The sequence below is a fragment of the Pseudofrankia saprophytica genome (genome assembly GCF_000235425.2).
In the GTDB taxonomy this organism is placed as follows: Bacteria; Actinomycetota; Actinomycetes; order Frankiales; family Frankiaceae; genus Pseudofrankia; species Pseudofrankia saprophytica.
In genome coordinates, this window is the sequence record NZ_KI912267.1 from 681,804 (window position 1) to 701,814 (window position 20,011).

The 20,011-nt window shown below is 73.9% G+C and carries 15 protein-coding genes; 3 read left to right on the forward strand and 12 right to left on the reverse strand.

Annotated features, from left to right (window positions below; genetic code table 11):
- The 5 genes from FRCN3DRAFT_RS55620 to FRCN3DRAFT_RS50825 form a co-directional block, all read right to left on the reverse strand.
- Positions 1–386 (reverse strand): hypothetical protein (locus tag FRCN3DRAFT_RS55620; RefSeq protein ID WP_198536207.1); only part of this gene is annotated, 386 nt, incomplete at its 3' end.
- Positions 387–392: 6 nt separating this feature from the next.
- Positions 393–2,840 carry an ABC transporter permease gene (locus FRCN3DRAFT_RS0237355; protein WP_007515633.1) on the reverse strand — a complete coding sequence of 816 codons (2,448 nt, stop codon included), beginning with the start codon at positions 2,838–2,840 and terminating at the stop codon, positions 393–395.
- 35 nt (positions 2,841–2,875) lie between these two features.
- Positions 2,876–5,287 (reverse strand): ABC transporter permease, encoded by a 2,412-nt coding sequence (locus tag FRCN3DRAFT_RS0237360; RefSeq protein ID WP_232794376.1) that lies wholly within the window; start codon positions 5,285–5,287, stop codon positions 2,876–2,878.
- An 82-nt stretch (positions 5,288–5,369) separates the two neighbouring features.
- A complete protein-coding gene (locus tag FRCN3DRAFT_RS0237365; RefSeq protein WP_007515635.1) occupies positions 5,370–6,176 on the reverse strand; it encodes an ABC transporter ATP-binding protein in 807 nt (268 codons plus the stop codon).
- Between the two features lie 164 nt (positions 6,177–6,340).
- Positions 6,341–7,882: an adenylate/guanylate cyclase domain-containing protein gene (locus tag FRCN3DRAFT_RS50825; RefSeq protein ID WP_106410644.1), complete on the reverse strand. Its 1,542-nt coding sequence runs from the start codon at positions 7,880–7,882 to the stop codon at positions 6,341–6,343.
- Positions 7,883–8,223: 341 nt separating this feature from the next.
- Between FRCN3DRAFT_RS50825 and FRCN3DRAFT_RS0237375 the strand changes: the two genes are divergently transcribed.
- Positions 8,224–9,300, forward strand: coding sequence for a cyclic nucleotide-binding domain-containing protein (locus FRCN3DRAFT_RS0237375; RefSeq protein WP_007515637.1), 1,077 nt, complete (start codon positions 8,224–8,226; stop codon positions 9,298–9,300).
- Positions 9,297–10,166: an MBL fold metallo-hydrolase gene (locus FRCN3DRAFT_RS48160; RefSeq protein ID WP_007515638.1), complete on the forward strand. Its 870-nt coding sequence runs from the start codon at positions 9,297–9,299 to the stop codon at positions 10,164–10,166. Before FRCN3DRAFT_RS0237375 ends, FRCN3DRAFT_RS48160 begins: the two co-directional genes overlap by 4 nt.
- Positions 10,167–10,211: 45 nt before the next feature.
- On the opposite strand, the gene FRCN3DRAFT_RS0237385 is transcribed toward FRCN3DRAFT_RS48160, so the two are convergent.
- The 7 genes from FRCN3DRAFT_RS0237385 to FRCN3DRAFT_RS0237415 all read right to left on the reverse strand — a co-directional run bounded on the left by FRCN3DRAFT_RS0237385 (position 10,212) and on the right by FRCN3DRAFT_RS0237415 (position 17,440).
- A complete protein-coding gene (locus FRCN3DRAFT_RS0237385; RefSeq protein ID WP_007515639.1) occupies positions 10,212–10,883 on the reverse strand; it encodes an O-methyltransferase in 672 nt (223 codons plus the stop codon).
- Positions 10,884–11,018: 135 nt separating this feature from the next.
- On the reverse strand, positions 11,019–11,747 hold the full coding sequence (locus FRCN3DRAFT_RS0237390) for a ferredoxin reductase (protein WP_051467611.1): 729 nt from the start codon (positions 11,745–11,747) through the stop codon (positions 11,019–11,021).
- A gap of 46 nt (positions 11,748–11,793) precedes the next feature.
- Positions 11,794–12,390 (reverse strand): sulfite oxidase-like oxidoreductase, encoded by a 597-nt coding sequence (locus tag FRCN3DRAFT_RS0237395; protein ID WP_007515642.1) that lies wholly within the window; start codon positions 12,388–12,390, stop codon positions 11,794–11,796.
- 110 nt (positions 12,391–12,500) lie between these two features.
- The gene (locus FRCN3DRAFT_RS0237400) at positions 12,501–13,391 is read right to left on the reverse strand and encodes a sulfite exporter TauE/SafE family protein (RefSeq protein WP_007515643.1); all 891 of its coding nucleotides are present in this window, start codon (positions 13,389–13,391) and stop codon (positions 12,501–12,503) included.
- A 149-nt stretch (positions 13,392–13,540) separates the two neighbouring features.
- Positions 13,541–14,650 carry a lysylphosphatidylglycerol synthase transmembrane domain-containing protein gene (locus tag FRCN3DRAFT_RS0237405; protein ID WP_007515644.1) on the reverse strand — a complete coding sequence of 370 codons (1,110 nt, stop codon included), beginning with the start codon at positions 14,648–14,650 and terminating at the stop codon, positions 13,541–13,543.
- Positions 14,647–15,882 carry a glycosyltransferase family 4 protein gene (locus FRCN3DRAFT_RS0237410; protein WP_035931593.1) on the reverse strand — a complete coding sequence of 412 codons (1,236 nt, stop codon included), beginning with the start codon at positions 15,880–15,882 and terminating at the stop codon, positions 14,647–14,649. The genes FRCN3DRAFT_RS0237405 and FRCN3DRAFT_RS0237410 overlap by 4 nt, the downstream gene beginning before the upstream one ends.
- An 823-nt stretch (positions 15,883–16,705) precedes the next feature.
- Positions 16,706–17,440, reverse strand: a complete 735-nt coding sequence (locus tag FRCN3DRAFT_RS0237415) for a DUF7873 family protein (protein WP_007515646.1) — start codon at positions 17,438–17,440, stop codon at positions 16,706–16,708.
- Positions 17,441–17,695: 255 nt separating this feature from the next.
- Here FRCN3DRAFT_RS0237415 and FRCN3DRAFT_RS0237420 point away from each other — a divergent pair, with 255 nt between their 5' ends.
- On the forward strand, positions 17,696–20,002 hold the full coding sequence (locus FRCN3DRAFT_RS0237420; protein ID WP_007515647.1) for a phosphoinositide-specific phospholipase C-related protein: 2,307 nt from the start codon (positions 17,696–17,698) through the stop codon (positions 20,000–20,002).
- The last annotated feature ends 9 nt before the right edge of the window (positions 20,003–20,011 follow it).

Below are 20,011 nucleotides of genomic sequence, written 5' to 3' on the forward strand. Positions count from 1 at the left end.
AGGAGCGCGCCGTCGGGCGGGACGGCCAGGGCGAGCGCCCAGACGGCGACCGCGGCGGCCGCGAGCCGCGGTTCCAGCAGCGCGCCGGCCTGGACGGCCGCGACCACCGCGGCGACCCAGGCATGCCGGGGCGGCCGGACGGTCCGGGCAACCACGGCGAGCACGACCCAGCTGGCGGTCGAGACCAGCCCGACCGTCCGAACGGCGTCGTCCAGCGGCGCCTCGCCCGCCGTGCCCACGAGGCGTGGGCCGGCGAGCGCGGCCGCGAACGCCGCCAGGACGACGAAGGTGGGCAGCCACGCCGACGCGCGCCTGGCCACGCCGGAGACGCCGCGGGCGACGGACATGCCGGCATGCGGCGTCGTACTGGGAACGGGGCTGGTCATCGTTGCTCACTCGGCTCGCAGGACGTCCGGCACGCGCAGGCGGGCCGCGCGCCGGGCCGGAACGGACGCCAGGAGGGCCGCCATCATGACCGTGGCCGGCACCGCCAGCGCCAGCGCGAGCGCCGCGACCGGCGGCACGTAGATCAGCGGGGTGCTCGTCGCGACCGCCCGCCACAGCGCGCGGCCGAGCAGCAGGCCGACCGGCACGCCGACGGCCAGGCCGATCGTCCCGATCAGGGCGGCCTGGGTCAGCAAGATCATCCGGGCCTGCCACCGGGTCGTGCCGAGCGCCCGCAGCACGGCGACCTCGTGCCGGCGGCGGCGCACCCCGACGAACAGGGCATGACCGACCGCGCCGAAGGCGAGCACCCCCAGGAAGACCCCGAGCAGCCGGGGCAGGACCGCGATACCGCGGAATCGGTCCCGCTCGTCGACTGGGATGTCGTCGAGCAGGACGAGGAAGGCGTCGTGGGCGCCGACGGCCGCGTTGAGCCGGTCGCGCACGGCGGGGGCGCTGGCGCCCGCCCGCAGCTCGACGCGGATCTCGTGGTATTTGAAGCCGTCCTGGAACAGCGCGCGGTAGCCGGCCGCGCTTACCCAGCCGCCCTCGTTGTAGGTGGTGTGCGGGTCCTGGGGAACGAAGGCCAGGCCGGTCAGCCGCATCGGCGTGCCGGCCGCCGGGTCACGCCCGGCGACGGTGAGGACGTCGCCCACCTTGACGCCGGTCCGGCGGGCGACGCCCGGCGCCAGCACGATCTCGCCCGGCGTGGCCGGAAGACGGCCCGAGAGCACCTGGATCGACGGCGGGTGCCCGGCCACGGGGTCAAGGCTGAACAACGTCACCGGCAGGCGCTCGACGGTCGCGACATTGACCCGGGTGTCGTTGACCGCGAGCACGTCGGGGTCGGCGGCCGCGGCGCGCAGGAGGTCGTCGGCCGGCGCGACGTCGTCGCCGCCGAAGCCGACGAAGCTCCCGACCGCGAAGACCTGCCCGAACCGGGCGGGGTTGGCCACCGCGTCGGCGACGCCGGCCTGGAAGGTCAGCGAGCCCAGCACGCCGAGGACCCCGACGACCGCGCCGACCAGCGCCGGGCGCACGGCGGCGCCGGCCCGACCCGTTTCGAGCGCGAAGCGCGCGCCCGTCTGCACCGGCACCGGCAGGCCGAGACGGTAGGCCAGGCGCGCGACCGCCGACCCGCGTGGCCGGACCGGCCGGACGCCGCGCACCGACGCGGCGAACGCCGTCGTGGTCGCCGCCACCGTCACCAGCAGCAGCGTCACCCCCGCGACGGCGAGGATCACCAGGAGATCGACGTGGACGCCCGGATCGGGCTCGACGAGCGTCGCGGACCCGATCGGGAACAGCGGCGAGGCGGCCACCGCCGCGCCGGCCCCGGCGAGCACCCCGGCGGCCGAGGCCACGACCGGCCCCGCGGCGGCCGCGACGGTGGCCTGCCGGGTGGTCAGGCCGAGCGTACGTAGCACGCCGAGGTCCGCGGTCGCGCCGATCACGAAACGGACGACGGCCTGCCCGACCAGGACCAGGGCTGCGAGGTAGGCCGCCAGCGCGAAGGCGGCCAGACCGACCGCTTCGAACGTCGTGGTCTCGCGGAAGCTTTGCTCGTCCGCGACGACGTTGAGGGTTTCGACGGAACGCTGCGCCACTCGGTCGAGCGCCTGCTGGAACGCGGGTATCCCGGCGGCGCCGGCGCGCAGCCGGACCACGGCGTTCACGATGGCCGCGTCGCCGGTGGTGCCGAGCAGGTTCTCCCGGTAGGTCTCGGTGAACGCGAAGGTGGTGCCAATACCGCCCGGATTGTCCTGTCCTTCCCGGAACCACCAGCCGGAACGGACGACGCCGACGATCGTGAGCCGCTGGCGAGGGCCCGAGTAGGAGATCGGCTCCTCGTTCAGGGCGGCCGCTTCGGTCTGCGCGGGCGTCGGCAGCAGCGCCGTCACCGTGTCCCCGACCGACAGCCCGGTCGTCTCGACGAAGTGCGGGCTGACGACGGCCTCGTCCGCCCGCGCCGGGTCCGCGAGCCGGCCGGCCAGCACCGCGGGGCGCTCGACCGTCCGCATGATCTCGCCGTCCATGGGGGGAGACAGGACCTCCACCTCTGGGTGGCCCTCGATGGCGAAGGTGCCGGTGAGCAGGGCCGTGCCCAGCGCCTCCACGCCGGGCAGGCGCCGCACGGGGTCCCAGTCGAAGCCCGGCTCGTTCGGCACGGCGGCCACCGTGGCCGGTGATGTGACGGCGAGGATCCGGTCGAGGGCCGAGGCGCCGCGCCGGGCGCCGGCCGCCGCGGTCATCACGGCACCGGTGGCCAGCGCGACCAGCAGCGCGAGCGTGAGCAGCGACAGCCAACGGCGCCGCAGGTCCAGCCGCAGCCACGCCCACACCGGCCGCCAGACACGCGCCACCGGACCACCGCCGACCCGCGCGCGCCCGTCCATTGCCGTCTCCGACGTTCTGCCTGTCATCGTCGCTCTCACTCAGCTCTCAAAACGTCCGGCACGCGCAGGCGGGCCGCGCGCCGGGCCGGAACAGACGCCAGGACGCTCACCGTGACGATCACGGCCGGGACGACGAGCGCGAGAGCGAGCGTCGCGACCGGCGGCGCGTAGATCAGCGGTGTGCTCGTCGCGATCGCCCGCCACAGCGCGCGGCCGAGCAGGACGCCGACCGGCACGCCGACGGCCAGGCCGACGATCACGATGACGGCGGCCTGGGTCAGCACGATCGCCCGCGTCTGCCACCCGGTGGTGCCCAGGGCACGCAGCACCGCGACCTCGTGCCGGCGGCGGCGCACCCCGACGAACAGGGCGTGGCCGACCGCGCCCACGGCGAGCACGCCCAGGAAGGCCCCGAGGAGACGGGGCAGGACGGCGATGCCCCGGAAGCGGTTCATCGCGTCGATCGGTAGCTCGTCGGTCAGAACATAGAAGGCGTCGCCGGTGCCCGCGGCTTTGTTGAGCCGGTCACGCACGGCCGGCGCGCTCACGCCCGGCCGCAGCTCGACGTGGAGCTCGTGGTACTTGAAGCCCTTCGAGAACAGCGCGCGGTAGCCACCCGCGGTCACCCAGCCGCCCTGGTTGTAGTCGGTGTGCGAGTCCTGCGGGACGAACGCCAGCCCGGTCACCCGCATCCGCGTGCCATCCGCCGGGCCCCGCCCCACGGTGATGACGTCACCCACCTTGACGCCGGTCCGGCTGGCGACCCCGGGTGCCAGCACGATCTCGCCCGAGGTGGCCGGCAGCCGGCCGGACAGCACGGGGACAGGCAGCGGGCGGGCGGTGGCCGGGTCGAGGCTGAACAGCGTCACCGGCCGGCCCGCGACCTCCGCGACGTCGACCAGCGTGTCGTTGACCGCGAGCACGTCGCGGTCGGTGGCCGCGCGGCGCTCGATGTCATCGGCCGGCGCGAAGTCGTTGTCAAGCCAGCCGACGGTGCTCCCGACCGCGAAGTTCTGCCCGAACCGGGCGGGGTTGACCGCCGCGTCGGCGACGCCGCTCTGGAACGTCAGCGAACCCAGCACACCGAGGACGCCGACGACCGCGCCGACCAGCGCTGGGCGCACCGCGGCACCGGCCCGGCCCGGTTCGAGCGCGAACCGTATTCCGGTGAGCGCCGGGGCCGGAAGGCCCACGCGGTAGGCCAGCCGCGCGGCCGCCGACCCACGCGGGCGCGCGGGCCGGACACCGCGCGCCGATGCCGCGAACGCCGTCGTGGTCGCCGCCACCGCCACCAGCAGCACCGTCACGCCCACCACCGCGGCAAGCACTCCGAGGTCGACGTCGAAGCCCGGCCTGGGCTCGACGGCCGCCGCGGAGCCGATCGGGAACAGCGGCGAGACGGCCGCCGCCGCGACGGCCCCGGCAAGCGCCCCGGCGGTGGTGGCGAGCACGGGACCGGCCGCGGCCGCGACGGTGGCCTGCCGGATGGTCAGGCCGAGCGTGCGCAGCACACCGAGGTCCGCGGTCGCGCCGATCACGAAACGGATCACGGCCTGCCCGACCAGGACAACGGCGGCGAGGTAGGCCGCCAGCGCGAACGCCGCCAGCGCGCCGGCCTCGAAGGTGGTGGTCGCACGGTAGTCCGCCGCGCCCTTGACGACGTCGAAGGCGTCGACGGGGTGTGTCGCCTGCTGGTCGAGCGCGGCCTGGAAGGCCGGTACCCCGGCGGCGCCGTCGCGCAGCCGGACCAGGGCGACCACCAAGCCCTGGCCGCCGGTGCCGAACAGGTTCTCCCGGTAGGTCTGGGTGAACGCGTAGGTGGTCTCCAGCCCGCCTTGGTAGTTCGGCTCGTCGCGGAACCACCAGAAGGAGCGGACGACACCGACGATCTTGAGCTGCTGGCGCGGGCCCGAGAACGAGACCGGGGCCGAACCGTTGTCGGCCATCGCGGCGGTCTCGGCCGGGGTCGGCAGGATCGCGGTCACCGTATCCCCCACCGACAGCCCGGATTTCTCGAGGAAGCGCGGGCTGACAACCGCCTCGTCCACCCGGGTCGGGTCCGCGAGCCGGCCGGCCAGGACGACCGGGCGCTCGACCGTCTGGAAGATCTCGGTGTCCAGCGGCACCGAGCCGGCGTCCACCCCGGGGTGGCCTTCGATGGAAAGGGAGCCGGATGCCAGGAACGTGCCCAGGGCCGCCACGCCGGGCAGGCGCCGCGCGGCCTCCCAGTCGAAGTTGGGCTCCGTGGGCACCGGCACCAGCGTGGGGGGCAGCGTGACGGCGAGCATCCGGTCGAGGGCCGAGTCGCCGCGGCGGGCGCCGGCCGCCGCGGTCATGACCGTGCCCGTGGCGAGCGCGACCAGCAGCGCGAGGGCTATCAGGGAAGGCCAGCGCCGCCGCAGGTCCAGCCGCAGCCACGCCCAGACCGGCCGCCACAGGCCAGCCACCGGGCCGCCGATGCCCGGCGGCCTCGGGCCTGGCGCACTGTCCGCGGTTCGATCCGACCCCTGTTTCGTGATCATGGCGGCCTCAGGCCACGATCCGGCCGTCGCGCATCGGCACGACGCGCTGCGCGCCGGCCGCGACATCCGCTGAGTGGGTGATCATGATGATCGTCTGGCCGTCGGCGTGCAGTCGGCGGAACAGCTCGAGGATCTCCAGCCCGCCCTCGCTGTCGAGCGCGCCGGTCGGCTCGTCCGCCAGCACCAGCGTGGGGGAGTTGACCAGCGCCCGCGCGATCGCCAGCCGCTGGCGCTGTCCACCGGACAGCACGGACGGAAGCTGGTCGGCGCGGTCGGCGAGGCCCAGCAGGTCGAGCAGGTCCCGGGCCCTGGACTCGGCAGCGCGCCGGCGCATTCCGCCGATCGAGGCTGGCAGCACGATGTTCTGCAACGCGGACACGCCGTCGATGAGGTTGAAGAACTGGAAGACGATGCCGACATGGTGCCGCCGGAACCGGGCGATCCAGTCCGGGTCGCGTTCGCTGATCCGCTCGCCGACGACATCGACGGTGCCGTCGTCGACGGCTTCCAGGCCCGCGATCACATTCAGCAGCGTCGACTTGCCGCACCCGGACGGGCCGGTGACGGCGACGAAGTCGCCGGCCGCGACGTCCAGGTCGACGCCGCGCAGCGCCCGCACCGGCGCGAGATCGGCGTCGAAGGTGCGCCGCACGCCCCGCAGCCGCACGACCGGCGCCGTGCCCGCGTCGCCCACCGCGGCCCCCCCGAGATCGGCCGCGGTGGGCGGCGCGGGCGCGGCGCCGCCAGGAACGGCGGCGGTACCAGCGCCGGGCTCCGGCCCGGCGGCGCCGCCGAGCAGGTCAGTACTCGTCATGTCAGTTCCTTCCCCCGGCCGGCGTACGCCGGCATTCCCTTCCGCCAGCGACGCGCCGGCGGTTTCCGTGAACGCGGCTCCTCGGATGCGGCCGCGTCGCCCGAGTGTCATTGGCCGCCGAGAGACGGCCCGCTGACGGCCGTGCGAGGAACAGCCGCGCCGGCTTACTCATCGCGCGCCTGGACATTGCCCCGGCCACGAGTGGGCCACCACCGGCGGCCGCGGCCGGAAACACTCGCGCCAGCCCGGGCGACGGGCGTGACGGCGAGCCCGCCCGCCGCGCCCACCGCCTCCACCTGCAGGGAATCTGCCATGAGAGCGCCGACCGGTGGGACGCATTCCACCAGGCGCGGGAAGTCGGCCACGTCGGGGCCTGGAGAACTCGCTCCAGAGCGAGGCGGGTGCAGCTGGAACGGGCGTACCGGGGTGGTGCGGCCTTTGACGGTGCGCGCCGGCATCTCCCAGACGTCGAACTCCCCGTGGCCCCGCAGCGCGGCGGCGGTGGCATCGCTGATCACCGTCGTCCCGGCGGGCCGGGCGAGGTCTCCCAACCGCTGGGCGAGGTTCACGGTGTCGCCGACCAGGGTGTATTCCAGCCTCTCCTCGCTGCCGAGCAGGGCCGCCGCCACCGGGCCGCTGCACACCCCGATACCGAGCCCGAACGGTTCCAGGCCGTCCCCGGCCCAGGCCTGGTCGAGGCCGGCCTGCCGGGCGTGCATCGCGCCTGCCGCGCGGCAGGCCGCCAGTGCGTGATCCGGACGGGCGAACGGGGCGCCGAACACGGCCATCACCGCGTCGCCGACGTACTGCATCACCGTCCCGCCGTGGCCGAGGATCGCCGCATTCATCTCGCGGCGGTGGGCGTTGAGCTGGCCGGCCAGCACCGCCGGATCGGTGTACTCCGCGATGGTCGAGTAGCCGCGCACGTCCGACATGAGCACCGTGACCTCGAGCCGCTCGGTGCGCCCCGTGGCTGCGCCCACGTCGGTGCGCAGCTTCTCGGCGAGCCCCGACGGGAGCAGCCGCGACAGCGTCTCCCCCTGCTCCTCGCGGCGCAGCAGCGCGGTGTGCAGCAGCCGCAGCCTGCGCAGCGCGCCGCGCCGCCCGGCGCTCGCGCCCTCGGCCAGCCGCAGGAAGATCTCCTCGATCTCGCCGTTCATCGCCTCCGGGGTGCGCCGGCGCGCCGCAGCGATCGCCTTCACCGGCCGGCCGGCGGCCATGTCGGCGAGCAGGTCCTCCTGGTCGGCCGTCAGCTCCCCGCGCCGGGTCACCGGCGAGAGCATCGTGGCGACGATCTGCGGGTCGAGCATGGAGCCCCCGGTCGCGACCTCCCGGATGGCCCTCGACAGCCGGTCGGAGTCGCCCACCTGGTCCTTGAGCAGGTAGGCGAAGCCGGCGGCTCCGTCGGCCAGCAGGGCGATCGCGTACTCGGGGTCGTCGAACTGCGACAGCACCACCACCCCGGTGCCCGGATGCCGGCGGCGGACCTCCTTGGCGCCGGCGATCCCCTCGTCCTGGAAGGTGGGCGGCATCCGGATGTCGGTCACGACGACCTGCGGGCACAGCTCGAACGCCGCCCGGACCAGCTCGTCGCGGTCGGCCGCGACCGCCACGACCCGTACGGCCGGGTCGGTGCCAAGCAGCGCACGAATACCTTCCCGCGCGATGAGGTTGTCATCGGCGAGCAGTACCGTGATCGGTTCCATGGCGTCCATTCAGCCGGATTCGGCCCGTCACGCCAAGGAGATCAGCACGGCATTTCTGGCGTGCTAGCACCCGGTGGCCCGGGTGCGGGCCACACAGAAAGCCGGTGCCGGCCGCCGGCCGCCGGCGCGTCCGGCCGTTGTCCACCAGGTTCTCCCTGGTCAGGGCGCGGCGCGGGGGCCGGCCCACGCCGGCAGCACCCGGCCCGCGGGGTGCTGCCACGCACGGAGCAAGCGGCTGACGCCCTCGGCGGCGCACGGGCGCGCCCGTAGCTTCTGACGGTGTAAACCGGACGGCGGGATTTCGGAAAAGACCCGCCTCACATTTCCTTTTGGAGGGCGTGATGGGAACGCGGATGGTCGAGTCGAGCGTCATGTCGTTGTCCTGGATTCCTTCGGAGGCTATCCGGGGATTCGGCAAGCTTCCTTTCTCGCTCGGGGTCAGCCACTACGACGAGCCGCTGCCCGCCCAGGTCGACGACCTCGACGCGCTGCGCCGCGCGGACCGGTTCCGGTTCGCCAACCGCCTCTCGGCGGCCGCGACGTTCGGGGACGACGGCGAGGTGCTGGCGTTCCGCTACACGGGCGGCGCGGTGACCGGGTCGACCACGGTCCGCCTCGGCGGGCTGGGCGCGACGTTCGCCGGGGTCGCCATGCCGGACATCCAGGCCGAGCCCGTCGTGGGCGACGGCTGGGTGCGGTTCACCCAGACCGGCGGCGGCCGCACCGCGCTCCCGCTGCCGCGCCAGACCGCGCGGCCGCCGTACTTCCGGCTGCAGAGCCCCGTCACCTGGTCGACGCTGTCGCTGACACTGTTCGCCGACGGGCGGGCCGAGTACGACATGGTCGGCGCGAGCGCCTTCCCCCGGCACTGGGTCTACGACGCGGACGGCCACCTGGTGCTCAAGTCGGGGATCACCGACTGGTCGAGCTGGACCTCGCAGCCCTCGTGGCGGCACACGCCATGGGGCGACGAGGACTCTCCGGCGCTGGTGGTCGCCGCTGAGACGGCCCTCGAGCGGGAGCTGTCCCACCACATCATGCGGGCCGGTAAGCGGCCCCAGATCGACAACCTGGCCGCCGGCACCGAGCTGGTCCGGCAGGGCACGCCGGGCGACGCGCTGTTCCTGCTGCTCGACGGGGTGCTCGGCGTCGACGTCGACGGCACGCGGATCGCCGAGGTCGGCCCAGGCGCGATCGTCGGCGAGCGCTCGCTGCTGGAGGGCGGCCTGCGGACCGCGACGCTGACCGCGCTGACCGCGGTGCGCGTCGCCAGGGCCAGCAGGGACGCCGTCGACCTCGCGGCCCTCGCGCAGCTGGCCCGCGGGCACCGCCGCGAGGAGGGGGACGGTGCGCCGAGCGAACCCGGGCCACGGGCGCCGGCGATCCCGGCGGCGCGGCGCGAGTCGGTGACCGCGTGAACGTGCACCTGCTCGGAGTCCGCGGGTCGACGCCCGCGCCCGGCGAGCCCTTCGCCCGCTACGGCGGCCACACCTCCTGCGTGGCGGTCACCGCGGCGGGCGAGCCGGGGCCGACGCTGCTGCTCGACGCGGGCACCGGGGCCCGCAACCTCGACGCCCTGCTCGGGCCGGCGCCGTTCCGGGGCACGGTCCTGCTGACCCACCTGCACTGGGACCACACCCAGGGGCTGCCGTTCACCCGGTGCCTCGACCGGCCGGACGCGCGGGTCGACCTGCGGGTGCCGGCCCAGCGGGGCCGCAGCGCGGCCAGCCTGCTCGCCCGGTCGATGTCGCCGCCGAGCTTCCCGATCGGGATCTCCGGCCTGCGCGGGCAGTGGCGCGCCCGGCTCGTGCGCCCGGGCCGGCTCACCGTGCCGCCGCGGTTCGCGGTCACGGCGGCCGAGGTCCCGCACAAGGGCGGCCGCACGTTCGGGTACCGGGTTAGCGCGGACGGGGCAAGCCTCGCCTACCTGCCCGACCACGCGCTGGCGGGCCGGCCGACGGCGGCGGCGGTGGCGCTGGCGGCCGGCGTGGACCTGCTGCTGCACGACGCCTCGAACGGCTTCGGTGACCGGGCAGCGGCCGACGCCTACGGCCACTCGACGATCGATGACGCTATCCGCTTCGCGCGGGACTGCCGGGTACGGTCGCTGGTCCTCATCCACCACTCCCCCGGCCGGACCGACGCCGACCTCGACGCGCTCGCGGCCAGGCTCGCCGCCGACGGCTCCAACGGCGACGACGACGGCCCGGCGGTGAGCCTCGGCAGGGAGGGCGAGGTGATCTGGTGCGGCCAGCCGGCCGCGGCGCCCGTCCACGCCGGCTGACCGTGCGGGGATGGGGACGCCGCGGCCGCCGGCTCGACGGGCGGGCTACTCGCCCGTGACGAAGGCCAGAGTAAAGCCGTCATAGCCCTTGGTGCCGACGGTCTGGACGGCGGTCGCGCTGACGCGCGGCTCGGCGGCGATCAGCTCGTGGACGCGGCGCGTCCCGACGACCGAGGGCTCGGTGTTGTCGGGATCCGCGACGGCGCCGCCGCGGACGACGTTGTCGATGATGATCAGACTCCCGGGCCGGGTGAGCCTGAGCGCCCACTCGAAGTAGCCCGGGTTGTTCGGCTTGTCCGCGTCGATGAAGACCAGGTCGAACGGGCCACCGCCCTCGGCGGCGAGCTTTGGCAGGGTCTCCAGCGCCGCTCCGACCCGCACGTCGACCACGTCCGCGACGCCGGCGCGCTCGGCGTTGGCGCGGGCGACGGCGGCGTGCGCCGGGTCCACCTCGAGCGTGACGAGCCGGCCGCCGGCCGGCAGCGCCCGTGCCAGCCAGATCGTGCTGTAGCCGCCCAGCGTGCCGACCTCGAGGATCGAGCGCGCGCCGACGGTCCGGGCCAGCAGTTGCAGCAGCTTGCCCTGGCTCGCCGACACCTGGATCGCCGGGAGCCCGGCCGCGTCGCTGGCCCGCAGCGCCGCCGCCAGCGCCGGGTCGGCCGGCACCAGCAGCCCCTCGAAGTAGTCGTCGACGGCGTCCCACAGCTCCCGCGTCATCCGGCCTCCTCGCCAGCGCCCGTCATGGCTCTCGCTCTCGCCGTCCCCAACTCTCCCCCGACACCCGGGACATCTCCAGGTGATTCCGGCCGCGCCCACCGCGGTCCCGTCGCGTAGGGCCGCAGCGCGGCGCCGTCAGCGGCCGGTGGGGCCGAAGCGTTCGGTGCGGATACGCGACGGGTCGTGGCCCTGGTCGACGAGCAGGTCGGCCACGGTCTCGACGAAGCCGGTGGGGCCGCAGACATAGCACGTGGGGCTGAACTCGGCGGGCCAGCCGGCGGCGGCCAGGTCCGGGCCGGTGATCCGGTGGGGCGGGACCGGCCAGCCTTCCGGGACGGACCGGCTGTAGACGTAGGCGACGTCGAGGCCGCCGTCGTCGGGGCCGAGGCCGCGCAGCTCGGACGCGTAGTACGTCTCGCCGGGGCCGCGCAGCGCGTAGACCAGCCGGAACGGGACCCGGCTGCGGGCCGCGCGGCGGGCACGGATCATCGCCATCAGCGGGACGATCCCGGAACCGCCCGCGACGAGCAGCACCGGATCGGGCGGGCCGTCCGGTTGCCACACGAACCAGCCGCCGATCGGCCCGCGCAGCTCGACCGGATCCCCCACCGCGAAGACCTCGGTCAGGTAGGGCGACACCTCACCGTCCGGCACCCGCTGGACGGTGACTTCCACCCGGTCGCCGTCCACCGGCGCGGCGATCGAGTAGGCGCGCGACGCGCGATAGCCGTCCTCGGCGGTCAGCCGGACGTCGACCCGCTGGCCGGCGAGGTGCCCCGGCCAGCCGGGCACGTCGAGGACGAGCGTGCGGGCGGTTGGCGTCTCGTCGACGACCTCGGTGAGCCGGCCGACCCGCCAGGCCATCCGGGCCGCGACCCGGGCCGGGCGGCCGGTCACGGAGTCCTCGCCATCAGTCGCCCTGGTAGCGCTGCTCGAGCCACGGGTCGCCGCGGTCGTGGTAGCCCGCGGCCTCCCAGAAGCCCGGCGAATCCTCGACGAGGAGCTGGATGCCGCGGACCCACTTCGCGGACTTCCAGAAGTACAGGTGCGGGACGAGGAGCCGGGCGGGGCCGCCGTGTTCCGAGTCCAGATCCTCGCCGTCGAACGTGTGGACGATCCAGGCCTGGCCGTCGAGCAGGTCCTCCAGCGGCAGGTTCGTGGTGTAACCGCCGTAGGAGTGGATCATCGTGTAGTCGGCGGTCGTCTCGACGTCGGCGAACAGGGTGTCCAGCGAGACGCCCTTCCACGTGGTGCCCAGCTTCGACCAGCGGGTGACACAGTGGATGTCGACCGTCGGCGTCTCCTGCGGCAGGGCCTGGAGCTCGTCCCAGGTCCACGTGTACTTCTCGCCGGTCTCGGTCGTGATGGTGAACCGCCACCGGTCCAGCGGGACGCGCGGCGTCGGTCCGGCCGACAGGACCGGGAAGTCCTCTTCGAGGTATTGGCCGGGCGGCAGCGTCGGGCTCAAACGGCGCCGGCCCTGGAAGCCAGGCGAGACGATCCCCATGCGCCTACACGTACCACGACACCGGCGGTGCCAGGTCCGGAACGGCGTCCGACGGTCCCTCCGACGACGTGATCCGACCCACGGCCGGACGCCGCCCGGAGATCGCGGATTCAGAAATCGCGGATGAGCAGGACGACGGCGACGCCGACGCCGAGGGTGATGACGCCGGCCCGCAGGCCCTTGGCGGGCAGGCGGCGGGCGACGCGGGCGCCGAGCACGCCTCCGATCGCCGAGGCGACGACGAGGATGCCGGCATAGGCCCAGGCGACCTGGGCGCTCACCAGGAAGATCACCACGCCGACGGCGTTCACGATGAACGACAGCAGCGTCTTGAGGGCGTTCGTGCGCTGCAGGTCGTCGACCAGCAGGATCCCGAGGACGCCCAGCAGCAGCACACCCAGCCCGGCCCCGAAGTACGACCCGTAGGCGCCGGCGAGGAACACCCCGACACGCGTCGGCCAGGTAACCGGCTGCGCGGCTCCCGCGCCCACGGTCATTTCCGCGCCCACGGTCATTTCCGCGCCCAGGGTCACCTGGGTGGTCGCCGTCGCCACACCAGCCGAGGGCACCGCAGGCGGCGTGGCGGCCGCCGCCGAGGCGGTGGTCCTGGCCGCGCGACGGCGGGCGACGAGACCGCCGAGCCTCGTCTGGCTGGCCAGCAGCGCGCACGAGAGCAGGACCAGGAACGGGACGGCCGCCTTGAACGCACCCTTGGGCGTCACCAGCAGGATCACGGCCCCGACGACGCCACCGAGGACCGCGGCCGGCCCGAGCGCCCGCAGCCGGGCGGCCTGGCCCGCGAGCTCGCGCCGGTAGCCCAGCGCGCCGCCGGCATAGCCGGTGACCAGCCCGACCGACGAGGTGATGTTGGCGGTGACGGCCGGCAGTCCGGCGGCCAGCAGCGCCGGAAAGGCGATCAGCGTGCCGCCGCCCGCGATCGCGTTGACGCCACCGGCCAGCAGCCCGGCTCCGGCCGTCAGCGCCGCGTCCACCCCGTTCACGCCCTACACCCTCCGGTCCACCCACCGGACCCGCCTTGTGCCCGGCTCACAATTCTCGCGGCACCTGCGGCCAGGCCCGTCCCGAGCACCCGGACCGGCGCTTTTGCGGATCTTGGGCCGTGGCTCCCGGCGGGCCGGTGCCCTGACCGTCAGATGACGCGGGTGCGGATGAGGACGCCGCAGACGGCGGCGGAGGGGGCCAGCGGGAGCCAGGCGGTGAGCAGGCGGTAGCCGAGGACGGCGGCGATCGCCGTCGCCGTGGGCACGCCCGCGCCGGTGAGCAGCGCCGTCAGCGCGGCGTCGAGGCCGCCGAAGCCGCCGGGCGATGGGATGACGGCCGACAGCGCGCTCGCCACCAGGTAGACCACGATGATCTTCCCGGGGCCGAGCGGCGCGTGCAGCGCGGCCGCGATCGCGCACAGGGTCGCGGCGTGCAGCATCGGGATCGCGATCGAGCCGCCCCACAGCAGTGCGGCCCGCCGCGTGCTGCCGGCGCCGGCCAACAGGTCGCGGTGCTCGACGAGCCGGCGCGCCACCGAGACGATGGCCCGGCGGACCTTGGGCACGCACGCGGCCACGAGCGCCGCCGCCACGGTCGCCACCACGAACAAGCGGGTGCTCCCCCCGAACGCGAGGTGCGGCACCGGGACCGCCCCGGCGAACAGCAGCACGATGAGCATCAGGGCGTGCGGGATCGCGCCGGCCGTCGCGTTGGCGGCGGTCGAGGCGACGGCCTCGGCCATCGTCAGGCCGCGCCTGAGCAGATAGCGGGTCTGCAGGGCAGCGACGCCCATACCGGCGGGTACCAGCACGTTCGGCAGGATCCCGGCGATCTGGATGGCGAGCAGCTGGCCGAACGGGAGCTTGCGCGTCACCGCGCCCTTCATGCTCGCCGCCGCGGCGAAGTAGGTCGCGCACGCGGCCACCACCGCGACCAGCAGCCACTCGCCGTCGGCCCGCTTACAGGCCTGGAAGGCGGCGCGCAGCTCCTCGTGGTGGGTTCCCAGCCATACGGCGCCCACCGCCGGCGCAACGATGCTGAGCACGGCCATGATCCGCCGGGACCGGCGGGATTTCGCCGTCGACGGCAAGCTCGTCGGCGTCGCCTGGGGCAGCTCGATCGCGGACAGCGGAGTTTCTGAAGGCTGGATTCCTGAAGGCAGGGTTTCTGAAGGCTGGGTCTCGGGCAACGATGCCTCGAGCAGCATCGTCGCCGGCGCCGGCGACGGCGCGTCCTCTCGTTCGGCTGGTTCGCTCATCGTGCCGTCGCCCCGTCTGTGTGGCCCGGTGAGGACGGGGCGGTTGGCAGGGGAGCCGGGGATGGCTGGCCAGCTCCCGGCGCTGGGCCGCCCGCGAGGGCGGAGGCATATGACGGGCCGGTCAGCAGCGCGGCGAGCCGGCCACCGAGGTACTCCCACGTCCAGGCCGACGTCATGAACTCGCGGCCCGCGGCGCCCATCCGGCGGGCGCGGTCCGGGTCGGCGAGCAGCTCGCCAACGGCGTCGGCGACCGCGGACACGTCGGTACCGTCGACGACCAGCCCGGTCTTACCGGGGATCACGACCTCGGGCGCTCCCCCGGCGGCACCGGTGATCACCGGTTTGCCCGCGGCGGCAGCCTCCAGCGACGACAGACCGAGTCCCTCCAGGTCCAGGCCCAGCTTGGCTGGCCGCGACGGCATGGCGAACACGTCGGCCGCGTCCAGGTATGCGGGCAGTTCTCTCTCGGGAATGGCGCCCGCGAGAACGACATTTTCCCTGACACCGGCGCTCGCCGCCAGTCGTCGCAGTCGGCCGGCGCTCCGCCCCCGGCCGATGACGACCAGCAGCGTGTCCGGGTGGTTACGCAACACCGACGGCAACCCCCTGATCAGGACGTCCTGGCCCTTACGCGGCACCAAACGGGCGACACACGTCACAACAGGACGATCACCCCATCCATGCCTGCGTCGGATGTCCTCGCCGCCCACGCCGGGCTGGAACCGGTCGACGTCGACGCCGCCGGTCAGCCGCTCGAAGCTGGTACCGGCGGGCGCGACCTTGCTCAGGCGGCGCAGGGTCACCTCGGTCAGGTGGGTGACGACGTCCGCCCGAGCGGCGACCGCGCGCACCAGGGACCAGCCGTAGGGAAGCTGCGACCACCCGTACTCATGCCCGTGCGTGGACGACACCACCCATTCCACGCCAGCACGGCGCAGCGCGGGCGCGATCATCCCGCGCGGCGTGCCGGCCGGGAACCAGGCCGCGGTACAGCCCTCCGCGCGCGCGATCCGGCCGATGGCGGGACCGGCTCCGGGCAGGCGCAGCCGGGCGGCAGGATGCCGAATGATCTGAAAGGGCGCGTCCGCGTCCAGTTTGGGCGCGTCGGGGTGCGGCGGGGCGACGACGAGGACCTTGTCCGCGGGCAGCGTCGCGGCGAAGGCGTAGGCGAAGGTCTGTATCCCGCCCAGCACCGGCGGGAACTTGTCCGCGACGATCAGAGTGCGATGCATCGATCGGTGCGTGGACATCAGCTGTCGGCCGCCTTTCGGGCGGACGACGCGACCTGTCCGCGTTGACTGGAGGACGGCTGGCGGACGGGCCCCGGTACCGCCAGGTCGGACATACCGGAAGATACCCCGGACCTCAAGCATCTCCATGTGGTCTGTCTCGCCACCGTCCCGATCGCGCGGACGCCGGCCAGCCACTACCGACCGCCGGAGCCACCGCCGGAGCGACCGCCGGACCCGGCCACTGAGCCGGCCACCGAGCGGCCTACCTGGCGGTCGGCCTGGTCGCGTCAGCTTACGGCGGCGGCCTGACCGAGGGCGGCCGATCGCGCCCGAGGCAGGCCACGACCGTGGGAACTGGTGAAGCCGGCGAGATTTGGTGGAGCCCGGAGACTACCCTTCTCCGGGCCCCGAGGGATGGCCATCATGCACACGCCAGTCCGTTTTGTTGGCGGCCGGTCAGCATCACACGGGTCGCGCTCTTCCAATTGAGCTAGCGGCGCAGGTGGAGCACCGCGCGGGGCTTGAACCCGCAACCTCGACCTTAATTTTCCGGACGTCGGCCGGGCCGGCGATATGGCCTGTCTTCAGTTGTGGAGCGAGAGACTAAGATTCAATGACGGCTGCCTCTACCACTGGGCTACCCCGGCAGGTTCGAGCCGGGGAGGGGAATCGAACCCCCGCTGTCACCGCCCTTCATGATCTTGAGTATGAGTCTCAGCTTCACGTCCGTCGCCGGACGCGTCCCGCCGCTCCAGGCGGGAGACTGTGAACCGGTCCGCCACGGGCCGGTCTGCCGAGGGCCGGTTACCTCGGGCCGGGCGAGCTAACGGGCGAACAGGTAGTCGAACACCTGCCGGCCGACGGTCTGGTCGGTCACCTCGAACTGGTTCGCGGCCTCGCGGGCGACCTTCACGCCCTCGGCGAGCGCCACGACCCGGTCGGCCAGCTGACGGCGCCGGTCCGCGGGCAGGGAGCCGGAGAACTTCACCGTCGACCACTCGCCGACCGGCTCATCGACGGTGAACACCTCGGTCTGCGCCGGGTGGTGTTCCGTCGCCTCGTACTTGACGAGCACCTTGGGCACCTTGCGGGAACGCACGGTCTTCGTCGTCGGCGTGCGGTAGACGCCGGCGGCCGGGTCCCAGGTCCAGTCCTCGGCCGGGTCGAGCACCGGCAGCTTCGCGAGGAACGCCTGCAGGTCCGCGAGCTGCTTCTCCAGGAAGAGCAGGTAGGCCACCGGCACGTCACGCAGCAGCGTCACGCCGTCGACGACGACGTCGGCCGTCGCCTCGCGGTTCGCGATGTCCTTGGTGGCGACCACGTCGAACAACCGGGTCAGGACCGCGGAAAGCTGCGTCAGCACCTCTTCCACGCGTACCTGGACCTTGGTGCCCTCCGCCGGCAGCTGGTCGCCTTCCTCGTCGCGCGGCTGGTAGGTCCGGGAGATGCCGGCGAGCAGGGCGTCCTTCTGCGTGGAGCCCTGCAGGTCGGCGAACTCGCGCGCGGCGCGCGCCTTCACACCCTTCTCGATCGCGATGATCTGGTTCAGCTTGGTCACGGCACCCCCTGGGCTGGCGAACGCGGACCGGAATACCCGGACTGATGCCTGGATCGGCCTCTGGGACCGGTGAACCCGATTGATCCCTGAACGTCGTTGATCTCAGGCCGTCGCCAACAGTACCGAAACCGACCGAATTGTCCGAACGAATTTCCGGCCGCCAGCCGTCGGCAACGCGACATCCGGGCGGCTCGTCCGGGCGCCGGCCCGGCCGTCCGGATCTCGGTACGTTCCGGATCTCGGTAGGTTGGCACCGTGCGGCTCGGGGAGCGGAACGGCGCGACAGCGCCACAGCCGGCGACGGCGCAGCCGGCGGGCGGCCGGAGAGGGCTGGGCCTGGCGGCCAGGCTGAGCAGGCGCGACCCCGCGGGCGAGCGAGCGGACACCCGGGTGGACACGGGCCGCCGGCGGCTCGCGCAGATCGCGCTGACGGCGCTCGTCGTGATCTGCTGGCTGCCGCTGGTCGTCATCCTCACCGCGCGGTCCACCGTGCTCAGCCCGGACTTCTACACCGAGGGCCTGAGTCACGTGCACGCCTACGACCGGGTCTACACCGAGATCCTGCCGGACCCGGCCGTCGACGACCTGCTCGCCGGACTTCCGGTCGACCGGACGCTGGTCACCGCCAACCTGCGCACGGTGCTGCCGCCGTCGACGGTCGAGGGGATGACCGACGAGCAGATCCGCCGGGTCGTCGCCTATCTGCGCGGCGACGAGGACGACATCGCGCTCACCGTCGACATGCGCCCGCTGTTCACCAACATCTCGGGCCTGGCGAACCGTTACCTCGCCGGCGAGCTCGGCGCCGGCACCACCTACCAGGTGTCGAACGTCTCCGAGTTCACCGACGGCGTGATCGCCACGCTGAACGACGTCGCCGCCGGCCGCGCGCCCACGTCGCTGCCGACGATGAAGCTGCGCCCGCAGGACGCCGACCTGGTGCTCGGCACGGTACTCGCCCGGTTCGACCCGGTGACCAGGGCGAAGCTGCAGGAGCCGGCGCGGGCGCTGCTGCTGTCCGGCAACATCGCGGGGGCGCTGGCCCTGCTCGGGCCACCGCTGTTCCAGGGCGACGACCAGGCGATCCAGCAGCTGCGCGGCCGGCTCGTGGACGGCACCGTGCTCAACCTGGGCGTCTCGCTGTCGGACCTGGGCGACCGGCCGGCGATCAGGGCGATCGACCGGCTGCACGACATCTCCGGGCTGCTGCTCCCGGTCGGCGCCGCGTGCGTCGTGGCGATCTTCGGTGGGCTCGTCGGCGCCGCCGCGATCGCCACCTCCCGCGGGCGCTCGCCGGTGCGGGCGCTGGGCTACGTGGGACTCGCGGCGGGCCTGGGGTCACTGCTGCTGGGGATCGCGATGCGGCTGGCCCTGCCGAACCCGTTGACCTCCCTGGACGCCCCCGGCTCGAAGCTGCCCAAGGGCGCCGCCGACGTGCTGACCGACTTCGGCGCCACCGCCTACCGCGGCATCGAGAGCGACTTCCTGCGCCTGACGATCTGGATGCTCGTGCTCGGCGCCATCCTCACCGGGCTCTCGCTGCTGGCCGCCGCGGCGGCGCGCCTCGAGCGGCACACCCGGCGGCGCCGGCTGGTGGCCACCGCGGTCGTCGTCATCCCGGCCATCGTCGCCGTCACCTGGGCGGCGTTCCCCGGCGCGGCGGCGGACGCGCGGGTGGTGTGCGAGGGCTCGGCGCGGCTGTGCGACCGGCACTACGACGAGGTCAGCTACGCGGCCAGCCACAACGCGATGGCCAACAGCGAGGACCAGTTCCTCGGCCCGGCGCAGGACCCCTCGATCGTCCACCAGCTCGACCTCGGTGTCCGTGGCCTGCTGCTCGACGTCCACCACTGGACGACACCCGAGGAGGTGAGCAAGGCCCTCGACGCGCTCGACCCCACGACGCGGGCGGCGCTGGAGCCGCTGACCCGTGGCGCGCTGTCGACCCGGCCCGGGCTGTGGCTCTGCCATGACATGTGCCAGCTCGGCGCGCTGGACTTCACCACCGAGCTGCGCGCGATCGGCGACTGGCTGGACCGCAACCCCACCGAGGTCGTCACCCTGATCCTGCAGGACCAGGTGCCGGCGAACGAGATCATCGGCGCGGTCGATCAGGCCGGGCTGGGAAACAAGGTGGTAACCCCACCGGCCGACCCGGACGGCGAATGGCCGACGCTGCGGCAGATGACCACCTCCGGGCACCGCCTGGTGGTCTTCACCGAGAGCCAGGACACCCCGGGCAGTTTCCTGCGCTCGTTCTACCGCTACGGCTCGGACACCCCGTTCGACGCCCGCCTGCCCGCCGACCTCGCCGGCTGCACGGTCAAGCGCGGCTCCGCGGACGCCAGGCTCCTGCTGGTGAACCACTGGCTGACCGCGGCCGCGCCCAGCCGCCGCGCGGCACTGGACGACAACGCGACCGGCCTGCTCCTGGCCCGGGCGGGCGTCTGCGAACGCGCGCGGGACCGCCGCCCCACCTTCGTCGCCGTCGACTTCGCCAACATCGGCGCCCTCCCCCAGGCCATCGCCACCCTCAACGGCCTGTCCGTAACCGCCAGCTGAGCTTTGACC